The 13,700-nt window shown below is 71.3% G+C and carries 13 protein-coding genes and 1 pseudogene; 3 read left to right on the forward strand and 11 right to left on the reverse strand.

Annotated elements, in window-relative coordinates:
- Positions 1–46: 46 nt before the first annotated feature.
- The gene (locus FZO89_RS17890) at positions 47–595 is read left to right on the forward strand and encodes a dihydrofolate reductase (protein WP_262378785.1); all 549 of its coding nucleotides are present in this window, start codon (positions 47–49) and stop codon (positions 593–595) included.
- Positions 596–657: 62 nt separating this feature from the next.
- Here the strand turns inward: FZO89_RS17890 and FZO89_RS17895 are convergent.
- From FZO89_RS17895 to FZO89_RS17940, 10 genes and pseudogenes are all read right to left on the reverse strand, one after another.
- A pseudogene (locus tag FZO89_RS17895) lies at positions 658–1,485 on the reverse strand (symmetrical bis(5'-nucleosyl)-tetraphosphatase); the annotation flags it as partial.
- An 18-nt stretch (positions 1,486–1,503) separates the two neighbouring features.
- The gene (gene apaG, locus FZO89_RS17900; RefSeq protein WP_149104820.1) at positions 1,504–1,887 is read right to left on the reverse strand and encodes a Co2+/Mg2+ efflux protein ApaG; all 384 of its coding nucleotides are present in this window, start codon (positions 1,885–1,887) and stop codon (positions 1,504–1,506) included.
- 170 nt (positions 1,888–2,057) lie between these two features.
- Positions 2,058–2,846, reverse strand: a complete 789-nt coding sequence (gene rsmA / locus FZO89_RS17905) for a 16S rRNA (adenine(1518)-N(6)/adenine(1519)-N(6))-dimethyltransferase RsmA (RefSeq protein WP_262378786.1) — start codon at positions 2,844–2,846, stop codon at positions 2,058–2,060.
- Positions 2,843–3,181, reverse strand: coding sequence for a tRNA-binding protein (locus FZO89_RS17910; protein ID WP_149104822.1), 339 nt, complete (start codon positions 3,179–3,181; stop codon positions 2,843–2,845). The genes rsmA and FZO89_RS17910 overlap by 4 nt, the downstream gene beginning before the upstream one ends.
- 99 nt (positions 3,182–3,280) lie before the next feature.
- Positions 3,281–4,258, reverse strand: a complete 978-nt coding sequence (gene pdxA, locus FZO89_RS17915) for a 4-hydroxythreonine-4-phosphate dehydrogenase PdxA (RefSeq protein WP_149104823.1) — start codon at positions 4,256–4,258, stop codon at positions 3,281–3,283.
- Position 4,259: 1 nt separating this feature from the next.
- Positions 4,260–5,579 carry a peptidylprolyl isomerase gene (locus FZO89_RS17920; RefSeq protein ID WP_149104824.1) on the reverse strand — a complete coding sequence of 440 codons (1,320 nt, stop codon included), beginning with the start codon at positions 5,577–5,579 and terminating at the stop codon, positions 4,260–4,262.
- Positions 5,576–7,975, reverse strand: a complete 2,400-nt coding sequence (gene lptD, locus FZO89_RS17925; RefSeq protein ID WP_149104825.1) for an LPS assembly protein LptD — start codon at positions 7,973–7,975, stop codon at positions 5,576–5,578. The genes FZO89_RS17920 and lptD overlap by 4 nt, the downstream gene beginning before the upstream one ends.
- 105 nt (positions 7,976–8,080) lie before the next feature.
- Positions 8,081–9,016: a histone deacetylase family protein gene (locus tag FZO89_RS17930; RefSeq protein ID WP_149104897.1), complete on the reverse strand. Its 936-nt coding sequence runs from the start codon at positions 9,014–9,016 to the stop codon at positions 8,081–8,083.
- A 13-nt stretch (positions 9,017–9,029) separates the two neighbouring features.
- The gene (locus tag FZO89_RS17935) at positions 9,030–9,578 is read right to left on the reverse strand and encodes a cob(I)yrinic acid a,c-diamide adenosyltransferase (RefSeq protein ID WP_149104826.1); all 549 of its coding nucleotides are present in this window, start codon (positions 9,576–9,578) and stop codon (positions 9,030–9,032) included.
- Between the two features lie 16 nt (positions 9,579–9,594).
- Positions 9,595–10,188, reverse strand: a complete 594-nt coding sequence (locus FZO89_RS17940) for a hypothetical protein (RefSeq protein ID WP_149104827.1) — start codon at positions 10,186–10,188, stop codon at positions 9,595–9,597.
- A gap of 90 nt (positions 10,189–10,278) precedes the next feature.
- On the opposite strand from FZO89_RS17940, the gene ubiH reads away from it, so the two are divergent.
- Positions 10,279–11,487, forward strand: a complete 1,209-nt coding sequence (ubiH, locus tag FZO89_RS17945; RefSeq protein ID WP_149104828.1) for a 2-octaprenyl-6-methoxyphenyl hydroxylase — start codon at positions 10,279–10,281, stop codon at positions 11,485–11,487.
- A complete protein-coding gene (locus FZO89_RS17950) occupies positions 11,484–12,662 on the forward strand; it encodes an FAD-dependent oxidoreductase (RefSeq protein ID WP_149104829.1) in 1,179 nt (392 codons plus the stop codon). The genes ubiH and FZO89_RS17950 overlap by 4 nt, the downstream gene beginning before the upstream one ends.
- Here the strand turns inward: FZO89_RS17950 and FZO89_RS17955 are convergent.
- Positions 12,659–13,603, reverse strand: coding sequence for a DUF808 domain-containing protein (locus tag FZO89_RS17955; protein ID WP_149104830.1), 945 nt, complete (start codon positions 13,601–13,603; stop codon positions 12,659–12,661). The genes FZO89_RS17950 and FZO89_RS17955 overlap by 4 nt on opposite strands.
- Positions 13,604–13,700 lie beyond the last annotated feature (97 nt).

Below are 13,700 nucleotides of genomic sequence, written 5' to 3' on the forward strand. Positions count from 1 at the left end.
CGTGACCACGCGGTCGACCGGAGCCGCAGGGGACAGGCTTCACGATGTGGTTCCCGGGGCCGTTCCCGGCCTGGTCCTGGTCGTCGCGTTCGATCGCAGTCGCGCCATCGGCAGGCACAACGCGTTGCCCTGGCACCTGCCCGACGACCTCAGGCGCTTCAAGGCGCTCACGCTGGGCAAGCCGCTGCTGATGGGCCGCCGCACCGCCGAGTCGTTGGGCCGGGCGCTGCCCGGACGATCGAACCTGGTGATGACCCGGGGCTCGCAGGTGCCGTTCGACGGCATGCGGGCCGTCGCCGGCCTGGACGAGGCGCTGCGGATCGCGGCAGGCGAGGGTGCGCAGGAACTGTGCGTGATCGGCGGTGCGCAGATCTACGCGCTGGCGCTGCCGCGCGCGGTGAAGCTGCACGCAACCCACGTCGACACCGTGGTCGCGGATGCGGACGCATTCTTTCCGTCCTGTGACCCCGGGCATTGGCGAGCGGTGGCGCGCGAGCGCCACGCTGCCGATGCGAAGCATGCCTTCGCATTCGAGTTCGTCGACTACGTGCGCGTGGATGCGGAAGACGCAGCCGCCCGGCCCGGCGGGGCCTGAATCGATTCGCACGCCGCGCCCCCGGATCTGCGCCGGCGGGTTTATCCGGGCGATTTCGACGGCGGTGGCGTGACCTCGCGACCCGGCACCTGCACGATCCGCAGTTCGTCGCTGTCGAGCTGCAGCGCGGTGAGCTTGCCGCCCCAGACCGCGCCGGTGTCGAGCGCGTGCACGCCGTGGCCGATGAACAGGCCCAGCGTCGACCAGTGGCCGCAGACGATCCGGAGGTCGCGCTCGGCCCGGCCAGGGACCTCGTACCAGGGATACAGGCCCGGCTGCTGGGTGCCGGGCACGCCCTTCTCCTCGAACGCGATGCGACCGCGCGGCGAGCAGTAGCGCATGCGCGTGAACACGTTGATGATCGCGCGGTCGCGCTCGGCGCCGGTCAGCCGCGGTGACCACGCCGGGCGATCGCCGTACATGTTCTTCAGCAGCTTGCGCGCGCCGCCTCCGGCGAGCCTGCGTTCCACCTCGCGCGCGTGCTGCTCGGCCAGCTGCGTGGTCCATCTCGGCGCCAGCCCGGCGTGCACCATCATCCAGCCCAGGCCGCGGTCGACATGCAGCAGCGGCTGCGTGCGCAGCCAGTCCAGCAGCACATCGCGGTCGGGCGCGAACAGCACGCCCTGCAGGTCCGCGTTGACCTTGCGTTGCTCTGGCTCGCTGCGCTCGGCGATGGCGAGCAGCGACAGGTCGTGGTTGCCGAGCACGGTCGCCACGTTGTCGCGCAGCGAGTGGACCAGCCGCAGCGTCTGCACCGACTCGCCGCCGCGGTTCACCAGGTCGCCGCAGAACCACAGGCGGTCGCGCGCCGGATCGAAGCGAAGCTTCTCCAGCAGCCGTTGCGTCGGGCCGTAGCAGCCCTGCAGGTCTCCGATCGCCCAGACGGCCATGCGCTTCCCGGGTCCGGCTCAGTGCAGCGTGCGCGGCACGGCGAGGGTGAACGGCGGGATCGGCGCGTCGAAGCGGGTGCCGTCGTCGCCGACCATGTCGTAGCTGCCTTCCATCGTGCCGACCGCCGTGGGCAGCGTGGCGCCGGAGGTGTAGGTGAACTGGTCGCCCGGCTCCAGCCGCGGCTGCTCGCCGACCACGCCGTCCCCGTGCACTTCCTCGACCCCGCCGTTGGCATCGGTGATGATCCAGTGGCGCGACACCAGCTGCGCCGGCAGCCGGCCGAGGTTGCGGATGCGGATGGTGTAGGCGAACACGTAGCGGCCGTCGTCGGGCTCCGATTCCTCGTCGAGGAACTGTGTCGCGATCTGGATTTCGAGGCTGTAGTCGGCGGTTTCGTTCATGTGTCCAGTGTATGCGCTGGCCGTGAACGGTTCGAGTAGAGCGAGCCGGTTGCGGCGGCGGCGCCGGGCCGCTGCGGCTGGTGCGCGCCGGCCGGCGCGCGTATCCAGGTGCGGCGTTCGAGCGCCCGGCCCGGCGCGACGGCGCTATGGTCGAGCCGGCGAAGGCGCGCCTACGGCGTCGAGGCAAGGTTGGCCAGGCGCACGAAATCGGCGACCGCCAGCTGTTCCGCGCGCGTCTGCGGATCGATTCCGGCCGCGCGGATGGTGGCCTCGTCGCAGAGCCTCGACAGCGCGTTGCGCAGCGTCTTGCGGCGCTGGCCGAAGGCGTCGCGGACCACGGCGGCGAAGCGTGCCGGATCGACGATGCCGACGCTCTCCGGCGCGCGCGGCACCAGCCGCACCACCGCCGAATCCACCCTCGGCGGCGGCCGGAAGGCGCCCGGGCCCACCACGAACAGCGCCGTCACTTCGCACCAGGCCTGCAGCATCACGCTCAGTCGGCCGTAGACCTTGCTGCCCGGCGGCGCGGCCATGCGGTCGACCACTTCCTTCTGCAGCATGAAATGCATGTCGCGCACGGCCGCGGCGTGGTCGAGCGCATGGAACAGGATCGGCGAGGACAGGTTGTACGGCAGGTTGCCGACCAGCCGGATCGGGGTGCCGCCGGCCAGGGCGGTGAAGTCGACGTCGAGCACGTTGGCGTGCAGCAGGGTCAGTTCGCCGTGGGCGCGCGCGGCGGCGGCCAGCGGGGCGAGCAGGTCGCGGTCGAACTCGATCGCGGTCAGGGCGCCGTGCCGTTCGAGCAGCGGGAAGGTCATCGCGCCCTGGCCGGGGCCGATCTCGACGATGCGGTCACCCGGTTTCGGATCGACCGCGAGGATGATCTTCGCGACCACGCCGCGTTCGTGCAGGAAATGCTGCCCCAGCGACTTCTTGGCCGGCTCGCTGAAGCCGCTCACAGCAGCCGGGTTCCGGGCGGGACGTCGCGGTCGGGCACGCACAGCGCGACCCGGCCCTGTTCGTCGTGGAAACCGGTGACCAGGCATTGCGACATCAGCGGGCCGATCTGCTTGTCCGGGAAATTGACCACGCCCACCACAAGCCGTCCGACCAGTTCCTCCGGCGTGTACAGCGCGGTGAGCTGGGCGCTCGACCTGCGCACGCCGACCTCCGGGCCGAAATCGATCTCCAGAACGTACGCCGGCTTGCGCGCCTCGGCGAACACGCGCGCGCGCTGCACGCGGCCGACGCGCAGCTCGACCTTCATGAAGTCGTTCCAGTCGATCGTGGACATGCTCGGAATCGATCCGTCGGGAGGGTCAGGGAGCCTAGCGCGTTGTGGTGCCTGGTGCAGCCGCAAGCCCGATCGCGGTGGGGAACACCGATGCCGCGCCTATGCGTCGTGCCTGCGCAGGGCCAGCCGCGTGCAGGTCTCGATCGCCGCGTACAGGCTCGACGGATCCGCGCGCCCGCTGCCGGCCAGGTCCAGGGCGGTGCCGTGGTCCACCGCGACGCGCGGGTAGGGCAGGCCGAGCGTGAGGTTCACCGCGCGCTCGAATCCGCTGTACTTCAGCACCGGCAGGCCCTGGTCGTGGTACATGGCCAGCACCGCATCGAGCCCGCGCAGCCTGCCCGGCAGGAACGCGGTGTCCGCGGGCAACGGTCCTTCGAGATGCATGCCTTCACCGCGCAGCCGCTGCAGCAGCGGTTCGATCACCTCGATCTCCTCGCGGCCCAGGTGGCCGCCCTCGCCCGCGTGCGGATTGAGGCCGAGCACCGCGATCCGCGGCTGCGCGATGCCGAAGTCCGCGCGCAAGGCCGCATGCAGGATCCGCAGCACCCGTTCGAGCGATCCGGGGGTGATGGCATCGGCCACCTCGCGCAGCGGCAGGTGGGTGGTGGCGAGCGCGACGCGGACGATGTCGTTGGCGAGCATCATCACCACGTCGCGGCCGGCCAGGCCGGCCAGCAGTTCGGTGGTGCCGGAGTAGGGGATGCCGCCGAGGTTGATGGTCGCCTTGTGCACCGGACCGGTGACCAGGCCGTCGCATCGGCGATCGATGCAGGCGGTCGCAGCACGCGTGAGCGCTTCGATCACGGCGCCTGCGTTGCGCGGATCGGGCGTGCCCGGGGCGGTGTCGACCGCGTTCGGCACGTCGACCAGGGGCAGTTGCCCGGGCGCCGCGGCCGACGCGTCCGCAGCGAGGATGTCCAGGGGAAGATCGAGGCGCGCGGCGGCCGCAGCCAGCGCCCGGCGGTCGCCGAAAGCGACCAGGTCGGCGTCCCACGCGCGTTGCGCCGCGCGTACGCACAGCTCCGGGCCCACGCCGGCCGGTTCTCCCGGAACCAGCGCCAGGCGCGGGCGGACCATCTCAGCCGCCGTCGCTGCCGGCCTGGGCGGCGTCGCCGCTGCGGATGTCGACGTAGGCTTCGCCGCGCATCTCGCGCAGGTAGCGGTCCCACTCGTCCTCGAGCTTGCGCTGCCCGATCGACTCGCGGACCTGGGCGCGGCGGTTCTCGTCGTCGACACTGGTCTGGCGGGTCGCCACGCGCTGCACGACGTGCCAGCCGGCCTGGGTCTTGAACGGTGCGGAGACCTGGCCGTCCTGCAACGCCGCCACCTGGCCACCGAATTCAGGTCCGAATTCGTCCTGGGTGAACCAGCCGAGGTCGCCGCCGTTGTCCTTGCTGACGGTGTCGTCGGAGCTTTCGCGCGCCACGGTCTCGAAATCCGCGCCACCGGCGATGCGCGCCCGCAGGGTGTCGATCCGCGCCTTGGCCTCGCCATCGCCGCTGGCACCCTCGGCCGGGCGGATCAGGATGTGGCGTGCGCTGTACTGGGTGACCGTGCCGCCGCCGGTGGCCTGCGCGCCCTCGCGCGTCTCCACCAGCTGCAGCAGCTGGAAGCCGCTCGGCCCGCGGATCGGCCCGATCACGTCGCCCGGCGACATCGAGCGGATCGCGTTGGCGAAGGCGACCGGGATCTCGTCGAGGCTGCGCCAGCCAAGGCTGCCGCCTTCGAGCGCGTTGGGGCTGTCGGAATAGCGCACGGCGGCGGCGGCGAAGTCCATCTCGTTGCGGTCGAGCAGGCCCTTGATGCCATCGACCTTCTGCTGGCCGGTGGCGATCTGCTCGGGCGTGGCGCCTTCGGGCAACGCCACCAGGATGTGCGCGAGGTTGTACTGCGTCGCCCCGGCCTGCGAGGTCATGGCGGCCTCGACCTCGGCGTCGCTGACGCTGACACGGCTCTGCGCGAAGCGCTGGCGCATGCGCTGGATCAGGATCTCGTCGCGCAGCGAGCTGCGGAAATCCTCGATCGACATGCCGTCGCGCGCCAGCTGCTGGCGCAACTGGTCGGGCGAGAGGTTGTTCTGCTGGGCGATGTTGTTGATCGCGGTATCGACCTCGGCGTCGCCGATGCGCACGCCGGTTTCCGCCGCACGCGCGGTCTGCAGCTTGACCAGGATCAGGCGCTCGAGCACCTGCCGCTCGAGCACCGGCCGCGGCGGCAGCTGGTTCTGGCGATCGGCGTACTGGTTGACGATGTTCTGGACGGCGCGATCGAGTTCGCTCTGCAGGATCACGTCCTCGTTGACCACCGCGGCGATGCGTTCCAGCGGCTGGGTCTGTTGCGCATGGGCGGAAGCCGCGAACAGCAATGCGGCGCACAGGAATGCGAAGAGGGTCTTCATGGCGAGAGTTCGTCTGCGGGAAGGTCGTCGTCCGCACTGCTGTGCAGTTCCGACGGCGGGACGAGGTAGAGGTCGTCGCGGTGGTATCCGAGGATAGCACGGCGCAAACGGCTCCGGTTGTCGGGTCCGGCCGAGCCCAGGCCCTTGAGTTCGATCTCGAGCTGCAGCGAATCGTTCATCTCGCCGCGGGTGTTGCGCACGTAACGACGCGCGACCAGGCGGGCCGCGACGCAGCAGCTTTCCCACTGCACGCCGGCGATGGCTTCCAGCACCTGCTTGTCCTGCAGCGAGTAGTAGTAGCGGCCGACGACGCTCCAGGTCGGGTTGATCGGGTACAGGAACGACAGGTCGACCTGCTCCAGCAGGTCGGACTGCTCGAGCACGTTGCGACGGTAGCGGTAGCCGAGGTTGACGATGCCGTCGTCGCCCACCAGGTAGCGGGTGCGGAAGCTGGCCAGGTCCTCGCGGCGGGTCGCCGGGTTCCACTGGTAGGACGCGCCCACGGTCCAGCGGTCGTTGATGGCGTAGTTCGTGTCCACCACCCAGGCCGATTCGCCTTTCTGGATCGGTGCCTCGTTGCCGAGCGTCACCCGGGCGTCCTCGAAATAGCGGATCTGGCCGACGCTGGCCGAGAGCTTCTCGCGGCCGTCGGATTCGCGGATCAGGCGCGTGGTCAGGGCCGTGGTGAGCTGGTGGGCGTCGCCCTGGCGGTCGGCGCCGGAATAGCGGTTGTCGCGGAACAGCTGGCCCCAGCTGAAGGTCATCGGCCGGGTGTCGAACAGCGGCATGCCGTCCTGCTCGCGGTAGGGCGAGTTCAGGTAGAACACCCTCGGTTCCAGGGTGTGCAGGTAGTCGTCGCCGCGCCAGCGGGTGTCGCGGTCGAAGAACAGGCCGGCGTCGATGGTCCCGATCGGATGGCTGGCCGAGGGCGCGTCGTCCGGATTGGCCGGGTCGAGGGCCAGGTCCTCGGCAAGCGCGTCGTCGAGCCGGTACTGGACGTGGCGGAACGCGAGCGTGGGCCTGACGTACCAGCTCGCGCCCTCCAGCGGCATGCTGACCCAGGGCTTGAGGAACAGGCGGCTGCCGCCGGGCTTGGCCTCGTCCACGATATGGGAGAAGCGGGTGGCTTCCGCCTCCGCGCCTGCGACCAGCCAGTGGCTGAACGGCTGCTCCCAGTGGAAGTAGGCGCGGGGCAGCCGGTTGTAGGGCAGCCGCTCCTCGGAAATCGTGTAGTCGGTCAGGTGCCGGTATTGCCCCTGGAGGCCCGCGTCCCAGTAGCGGCCGCGGCCATAGATGCCGGCGCTGCTGACCAGGGACGACACGGACAGTCCCTCGACGTTGCTGCTGGCGTCCTCGATCCAGCGCGGATCGCTGAGCCAGTACAGGTTCGCCCGCGCCTGCCAGGTGCGGTCGATGTTGTGGGAGCCGGTATAGCGGAACATGCCGCGGTCGTCCTCGCGCCGGTTCTCGACGATCGGCACCTCGTCGATTTCCTGGTCGCGCTCGCGCCAGGTCAGGTCGTCCGAGGGCAACAGCTGCAGGTCGAACGTGCCGCGGCCGCGCCGGGTGAGGTAACGGAACTCGGTGCCCAGCTGGATGCCGCGCCGGCTCATGTAGCGCGGCTCCACGGTCAGGTCGTAGTTGGGCGCGAGGTTGAAGTAGATCGGCTGGCGCCAGTCGAAGCCGTTGCGGCTCGACATGCTGATGCTGGGATAGAGCAGGCCGGTGCGGCGGCGATCGTCGATCGGGAACACCATGTACGGCACGTACAGCACCGGCACCTTGCCGATGCGCAGGGTGGCGTTGCGGGCGGTGCCGGTGCCCTCGTCGGTGTCGACGTCGATGCGCTGCGCGCGCAGTTCCCACCAGCGCTGGCTGGGCGGGCAGGTGGAATAGGTGGAAGCGAACATGCGGCCGCGCGAGTCCTGCATCTCGATGCGTTCGGCGCCGCCGTTGCCGCGCCGTTCGATGAGCTGGTAGCGGACGTTGTCGATGCGGTGCGAGTCGTTGTTCTGGTCGCCCTCGAGCCGCTCGGCCACCACGCGCATGCCCGAATCCTGGTAGCGCACGTTGCCGGTGGCGGTGTAGGTGCCGGTGTCCTGGGAATACTCGATGTTGTCGGTGCCCAGGAACTGGTCGCCGCGGCGCAGGGTGACGTTGCCGGTGACGTTGTAGATGCCGCCATCCATGCCGACGGTCTCGTCGCCCTCGATGTCGGTGGGCAGGTTCTCGCGATCGGCGATGTCGCCCACCGGCGCTTGCGCATCCGGGAACATCGGCACCGCGTCCTCGACCGGGCACAACGACCAGTCGACGGGCATGTCATCGTCCGCGTGGGCCGCCAGCGACAGGGCGATGCAGAGCGGCAGGGGCAGCAGGCGGAGCGCTGGACGCACGCGACGGGATCCCGGGGGCGGAAAGGCCGCTAGCTTGCCGGAAGCCTTGTGCAGCGGCAATGCGGCCGCCGGAGACGGTTCATGCAGGCGCCGCGGCCCGGCCACTCAGGGCGCGGGAGCGGCCTCGGGACCCGCCAGCAGCGCCGCGACATGGGCGACCGCGCCCTCGCGCAGCGCGTGCAGGTCGTATCCGCCCTCGAGCATGGACACGATGCGGCCCTGCGCATGCCGCGCGGCCAGGCGCGACAGCTCGCCGGTCAACCAGCCGAAGTCGTCCGGGCCCAGGGCCAGTTGCGCCAGGGGATCGCGGCGGTCGCCGTCGAAGCCGGCCGAGATCAGCAGCAGTTGCGGTGCGAAGCCATCCAGTGCCGGCAGCAGGATCTCGCGCCACGCGCGCCGGAAAAGTGCGCTGTCCGCGCCGGCCGGCAACAACGCATTGACGATGTTGCCCACGCCGCGTTCATTGCCGGCGCCGGTCCACGGATACAGTTCCGACTGGTGCGAGCTCAGGTACAGCACGCGCGGCTCGCGGTCGAAGATCGCCTGAGTGCCGTTGCCGTGGTGGACGTCGAAATCGACGATCGCCACCCGCGCCAGGCCGAACCGGTCCAGCGCGTGCGCCGCGGCCACCGCGATGTTGTCGAACAGGCAGAAGCCCATCGCCGCGTCGCGGGTGGCGTGGTGGCCCGGCGGGCGAACCGCGCAGAAGGCGACGTCGGTCTCGCCATGAAGCACGGCCTCGGTCGCCGCGATGCCGGCGCCCACCGCGCGCAGCGCGGCCTCCGGCGAGCCCGGCGAGACCACGGTATCGGGATCGAGCCGCGTCGTTCCCAGCAGCGGCGCGGACAGCACGCTCGCCAGCAGTTCCGGCTCGTGCACGCGCAGCAGCTGGCCACGGGTCGCGCGCGGGGCCTCGATCCACTCCAGGTCGGGGAAGGCCTCGTGCACCGCCTCGAGCAAGGCGCCCAGGCGCTCGGGGCATTCGGGGTGGCCTGCGCCGGTATCGTGCTCCAGGCAGGCGGGGTGGGTGTAGCCGAGCAGGCGCGGCATCGGCCTAGCGCCGCTCGTGCCGCCACAGCACTTCGCCGTGCCCGCTGGCGCGGGCCAGCACCCGCGAGAGCACGAACAGCAGGTCCGAGAGACGGTTGAGGTAGCGGATCGCCTGCGGGCGCACCGCCTCCTGGCGTGAGAGCGTCACCGTTTCGCGCTCGGCGCGGCGGACGATCGTGCGGGCGAGGTGGCAGCGTGCGCCGGCTTCGCCGCCGCCGGGCAGGATGAAATCCTTCAGTGCCGGCAGCGCTTCGTTGTAGCGGTCGAGGCTGGCTTCCAGCCGGTCGATGTCGGCATCGACGATCGCGGCATGGCCGGGGATGCACAGCTCGCCCCCCAGGTCGAACAACTGGTGCTGGATCGCGGTGAGCAGGTCGCGCACGTCATCCGGCAATTCGGCGGCCAGGACCAGCCCGATCGCCGAGTTCGCCTCGTCCACGGTGCCGTAGGCATCGACCCGGGCCGAATCCTTGGCCACGCGGCTGCCGTCGCCCAGCCCGGTGGTGCCGTCGTCGCCGGTACGCGTGTAGATCTTCGACAGGCGGTTGCCCATGGCGTGGCGCGCCGGCTCAGCGGCGCGCGGCGTCCTGCGGGACAACGGCACCCGTGGGCAGCAGGCGCACCAGCGCGACATGCAGCGCGGCCGCGATGCCGACATACATCGCGCTGGCGCGCAGGTAGGCCGGCAGCCAGTCGGTGTAGTTCTTCCACCAGCCGGCGAGGGTCGGCTCGGCCACGGCGCTGGCGGTCCAGTAGAAGCCGCCCTGTGCGAACAGGTGGCAGACCACCACCGCCGCCACGACACTCGCCAGCAGCAGGCCGGCCGTGCGCCACTGCAGGCGACCGCCGGTCGCGCGCTGCAGCCACCAGCCCCCGGTCCACATCGCGAGATGTGCGGGCACCAGCGCCCAGTAACCGGGAGACATGCAGTAGTGACTCCAGAAATCCAGGCCCTGGCCGCTGATGACGATCCAGTCGATCGTCACCGCCAGCGCCATCAGCAGCGGAAACGCCCAACGCGTCCAGCGCGACAGGTAGAACCCGCCGACGAAGAACACCGCCCAGGATGCGTCCGGCACCGCGCCGAAATGGTGCAGGCGCGTGGCCGCCATCGTGGCAGCCAGCAGGGTCAGGATCGCGGCGCGGCTTGCGGCGGTGGTCATGGCGGGGCGGGCTCCGTGGAGCGGTGCGAAGACGCGTCATTCTAACGGACGCCGGCTCGGGGCGTCCCGGCCGGTCGCTATCATGGCGCGATGGAACAGGTCCACGAGGTGCTGATCATCGGGGGCGGGCTGGTCGGCGCCAGCCTCGCGCTCGCGCTCGACCGCGTCGGCGTGGCCGCGGCGCTGGTGGACGCCGCGCCGCCCGCGGCCATGCCGGCCGTGTTCGACCAGCGCAACCTCAGTTTCGCGGAGGCGACGGTGAACGCGCTGACCGCGCTCGGGGTGATGCAGCGGCTGCGCGCGCCGTCCGGGGCGATCCGCCGCATCCACGCCAGCCGCAACGGCGACTTCGGCCGGGTGCTGCTCGATGCCGCGGATTACGGCCGCGACAGCTTCGGGCAGGTGGTGGTGGCGCGCGATTTCGGTGCGGCACTGGACTCGAGGCTGGCCGAACTGCCGGGGCTGGTGCGCCTGCGACCGGCGTGCTTCCTCGGATTCGGCACCCTGGTCGACGGCATCCGCGAGGTCCGCATCGAAGACGGGGATGGCGAACGCATCCTGCGCGCCCGGCTGGTGGTGGCGGCCGACGGCACCGACAGCGCGGTGCGCGACGCGCTGGGGATCGAAGTCGAACGCCACGACTACCGGCAGCGGCTGTTCGTCGCGAAGCTGCGCACGCAGCGCGGTCCGGATGGCATCGCCTACGAACGGCTGGGCGACGACGGCCCCACCGCCCTGCTGCCGCGCGGCGATGGCGCCTGGGGCCTGGTCCACGGCGTGGCCGACGCGGAGGCGGACGCGGTGGCCGGCCTGGCCGATCGCGATTTCCTCGCGCGCGTGCAGCAGGCCTTCGGATGGCGCGCGGGTCGGTTCCTCGACGTCGGGGAGCGCAGCGTGTACCCCGCGCTCCGGGTGGTGGCGCAAAGGACCACGGGACCGCGCGCGGTGCTGGTGGGGAATGCCGCCCAGACCCTGCACCCCGTCGGCGCCCAGGGCTTCAACCTCGGACTGCGCGATGCGCTGACCCTGGCCGAACTGGTCGCGGGTGCTGAGGATCCGGGCACGGACGCACTGCTCGAGACGCATGCCAGGCGCCGGCAAGAGGATCGCACGCGCACGCTGGCCTTTTCGGACGGCATGGCCCGCCTCACCGCGAGCCGCGTGCCGTTGCTGCGTCCGCTGCGCAGCCTCGGATTGCTGGCCGTGGATAGGGTGCCGTCGCTGCAGGCACTGCTTGCCGGGGGCGCCATGGGATATCGCGGCGACGTTCCGGCCCTGTGCCGGCGGGGCGCCCATTGAGCCGGCGCGACCTGCACGACGTCGCGGTGGTCGGCGGCGGCGTGGTCGGCGCGGCCTGCGCGCTGGCGCTGGCCAGGCTGGGGCTCGATGTCTGCCTGGTCGAGGCGGTGCGGCCCGCTGCCTGGTCGCCGGCCGAGCCGGACCTGCGCGTGTACGCGCTCGCGCCGGACAACGTCGCGCTGCTCGACGGGCTGGATGCATGGCAGGCCGTGCGCAGCGCGCGGGCGCAACCGTACCGGCGGATGCGGGTCTGGGACGCGGCGGGGGGCGATCCGATCGTCTTCGATGCCGATGCGCTGGCCAGGCCGGAGCTCGGCTGGATCGTCGAACACGGCCTGCTGGTGGACGTGCTCTGGCAGTCGCTGCAGCGCGGCGGCGTGCGCCTGGTCTGCCCGGCACGGGTGGAGGCGCTGGAGCAGGGTGCGGACGCGGCGACGCTGCGGCTCGACGATGGCACCCGGATCGCCGCGCGGATCGCGATCGCGGCCGACGGCGCGGCCTCTCCCCTGCGGCGGCTGGCGGGAATCGCGGCCGACGCCCACGACTACGCGCAGCAGGGCGTGGTCGCCTACGTCCAGACCGAACGGCCGCATGAGGACACCGCCTGGCAGCGCTTTCTCCCCGGCGGCCCGCTGGCGCTGCTGCCGTGGGTGGATGGGCGCTGTTCGATCGTCTGGACCCTGCCCGCCGACGAGGCCGCGCGCGTGCTCGCGCTCGACGACGAAGGCTTCGCGCGCAGCATCACCACCGCGTTCGATGCCCGCCTCGGCGGGATCCTGCCGACGACGCGGCGCCTCGCCTTCCCCCTGCAGCGCCAGCTCAGCGCGACCCAGCATCTGCAACGGGTGCTGGTGGTCGGCGACGCGGCGCACGCGGTGCATCCGCTGGCCGGGCAGGGCGTGAACCTCGGCCTGCGCGACGTGTCTGCCCTGCGTGACTCGATCGTCGAGGCGCAGCGCCGGCGCCTGCCATGGGAGGCGCCGCACCGGCTTGCGCGCTGGGCGCGCGTCCGGCGCAGCGAGAACGCGGTCGCCGCCTACGCCTTCGAGGGCATCAACCGCCTGTTCTCGAACGACGCGCTGGCCGCCACCCTGGTGCGGGGGCACCTGCTGGGTCTCGCGGGGCGGGTGCCGCCGCTGGCGGACCTGTTCTGGCGTCGCGCCGCGGGCGGCTAGGCTCCGGTCGCGGCCGGTTTGCGGCCGCGCAACCGCTGGAACAGCATCACCGCGCCCACGACGACGGCGCCCGCGGCGATGCCGACCGCGGCATTGATCAGCATCGGCGTCAGCGCGCCCAGGACCACGCCGATGCCGGGTACCTCCCCGGCTTCCATGCCCGCGTTCGCCACCCAGTCGCCGACCACGTGCACGCCATGGGTGAGGATGCCGCCGCCGACCAGGAACATCGCCGCGGTGCCGGCCACCGACAGGCCCTTCATCAGCCACGGCGCCATGCGCAGGATGCCGTTGCCGATCGAGCGGGTGGCGGCGGTGACGCTGCGACTGAGGTAGAGGCCGAAATCGTCGAGCTTGACGATGCCGGCGACCAGTCCGTACACGCCGACCGTCATCAGCACGGCGATGCCGACCAGCACGCCCAGCTGTACCGTGAACGGCTTGCCGGCGACCGTGCCCAGCGAGATCACGATGATCTCGGCGGAGAGGATGAAGTCGGTGCGGATCGCACCCTTGATCTTGCCCTTCTCCTGCGCCAGCAGCTCGGCATCGGATTTCGCCAGCGCCTGCACGTGGGCGGCATGGTGCGCGGCGGCGTCGTCCTTGCCGTGCAGGAACTTGTGCAGCAGCTTCTCCACGCCCTCGTAGCACAGGAACAGGCCGCCGGCCATCAGCAGCGGCGTCACCGCCCAGGGCAGGAACGCGCTGATCGCCAGCGCCGCCGGCACCAGGATCGCCTTGTTGAGGGTCGAACCCTTGGCGACCGCCCAGACCACCGGCAACTCGCGTGCCGCGCGCACGCCGCTGACCTGCTCGGCATTGAGCGCGAGGTCGTCGCCGAGGACGCCGGCGGTCTTCTTGGCGGCGACCTTGGTCATCACCGAGACGTCGTCGAGGATGGTGGCGATGTCGTCGAGCAGGACGAGCAGGCTGGAGGCCATGGGGGTCCGCGGAGCTGTGGGAGGGCAGGAATTGTAGGGGCGGCGGCGCTCGTACAGGCAATGCTGCCGCCGGGTTCCGCCGACGGCGACGCCGTGC

Source organism: Luteimonas viscosa (assembly GCF_008244685.1).
Taxonomy (GTDB): Bacteria; Pseudomonadota; Gammaproteobacteria; order Xanthomonadales; family Xanthomonadaceae; genus Luteimonas; species Luteimonas viscosa.